Origin of the sequence: Bacillus sp. IT-79MI2, assembly GCF_949768135.1 — a bacterium.
Lineage (GTDB): Bacteria > Bacillota > Bacilli > Bacillales > Bacillaceae_G > Bacillus_A > Bacillus_A pseudomycoides.
Genome location: NZ_CATKPV010000132.1, coordinates 1 through 801, shown reverse-complemented (window position 1 = coordinate 801; position 801 = coordinate 1). Strand labels below are relative to the sequence as shown.

The 801-nt window shown below is 47.7% G+C and carries 7 tRNA genes; all 7 read left to right on the top strand.

Features of this window, described 5'->3' with window-relative positions:
* The first annotated feature begins 83 nt into the window (after positions 1 to 83).
* The 7 genes from ACM6HU_RS27365 to ACM6HU_RS27335 all read left to right on the top strand — a co-directional run bounded on the left by ACM6HU_RS27365 (position 84) and on the right by ACM6HU_RS27335 (position 742).
* Positions 84 to 158: transfer RNA gene (locus ACM6HU_RS27365), tRNA-Gln, on the top strand.
* 5 nt (positions 159 to 163) lie between these two features.
* Positions 164 to 236, top strand: a tRNA-Lys gene (locus ACM6HU_RS27360).
* Between the two features lie 15 nt (positions 237 to 251).
* Positions 252 to 332, top strand: a tRNA-Leu gene (locus ACM6HU_RS27355).
* 3 nt (positions 333 to 335) lie between these two features.
* Positions 336 to 421: transfer RNA gene (locus ACM6HU_RS27350), tRNA-Leu, on the top strand.
* Positions 422 to 513: 92 nt separating this feature from the next.
* Positions 514 to 590: transfer RNA gene (locus tag ACM6HU_RS27345), tRNA-Arg, on the top strand.
* 3 nt (positions 591 to 593) lie between these two features.
* Positions 594 to 670: transfer RNA gene (locus ACM6HU_RS27340), tRNA-Pro, on the top strand.
* Between the two features lies 1 nt (position 671).
* Positions 672 to 742: transfer RNA gene (locus tag ACM6HU_RS27335), tRNA-Gly, on the top strand.
* The last annotated feature ends 59 nt before the right edge of the window (positions 743 to 801 follow it).

The window sequence follows — 801 nt, the reverse complement described above, 5'->3', positions numbered from 1 at the left end:
TAACTTCTGCTTTTGAGCAGTTGTTTTTTATTGGTTATTGTGATATAATGACTTTCGTCTCGAAAAAACATTATATTTTTTGATGGGCTATAGCCAAGCGGTAAGGCAACGGACTTTGACTCCGTCATGCGCTGGTTCGAATCCAGCTAGCCCAGCCATTTACGAGCCATTAGCTCAGTTGGTAGAGCATCTGACTTTTAATCAGAGGGTCGAAGGTTCGAGTCCTTCATGGCTCATTCTTTTTTATTTCTGCGGGTGTGGCGGAATTGGCAGACGCACCAGACTTAGGATCTGGCGCCTTTGGCGTGGGGGTTCGACTCCCTTCACCCGCATATGCGGTCGTGGCGGAATGGCAGACGCGCTAGGTTGAGGGCCTAGTGGGGGAAACCCCGTGGAGGTTCAAGTCCTCTCGGCCGCACCAAAGAAAAATAAAAAAGTGCTTGCATTTGAAAATGCAGTGTGATAAGATGATTGAGTCGCTGAAATACAACAACGACAAAACATCATGAATAAGCGCCCGTAGCTCAATTGGATAGAGCGTTTGACTACGGATCAAAAGGTTAGGGGTTCGAGTCCTCTCGGGCGCGCCATAACGGGAAGTGGCTCAGCTTGGTAGAGCACCTGGTTTGGGACCAGGGGGTCGCAGGTTCAAATCCTGTCTTCCCGACCACGCGGGTGTAGTTTAGTGGTAAAACAAGAGCCTTCCAAGCTCTGGTCGAGAGTTCGATTCTCTTCACCCGCTTTTAGTTCTTTGAAAACTGAACGAAACAAACAACGTGAAATGTCAATTTTTATTTTAGA